The sequence below is a fragment of the Dellaglioa sp. CoH-57-MRSF-19 genome, from assembly GCF_056781975.1.
The window spans coordinates 1-326 of sequence record NZ_JBXAXW010000210.1; the positions used below are offsets into that span (position 1 = coordinate 1).

1 pseudogene is annotated in these 326 nt (G+C 55.8%); it reads left to right on the forward strand.

Annotation, left to right across the window (positions count from 1 at the left end):
* A pseudogene (locus tag AC1RO3_RS08965) lies at positions 1–224 on the forward strand (hypothetical protein); the annotation flags it as partial.
* Positions 225–326: the final 102 nt, after the last annotated feature.

The window sequence follows — 326 nt, forward strand, 5'->3', positions numbered from 1 at the left end:
ACGGAATCCGGAATCTCACGAAGATCGCGGGCGAAGAGCTGGACGTGTACGTTGAGCGCGTGAAGTCGAGTCTCGACTCGATCATCGTCAAGCTCGCGGACCTGCGCCACAACTCTGACATCCGCCGACTCAAGGGTCTGCGCGACAAGGACATCGAGCGGGTGCGCAAGTATCACTGGATGCATCTCGAACTCACGGCAGCAAAGGACGCATATGGACGATAACGTAGAAAAGCCCATTGATCAGGAACTGCCGATACCGCAATGGGCGCAGGATCATCTCCCGATGTGGGGCCGACGTAACTCCGCTGTTCATAAGATTAAGTT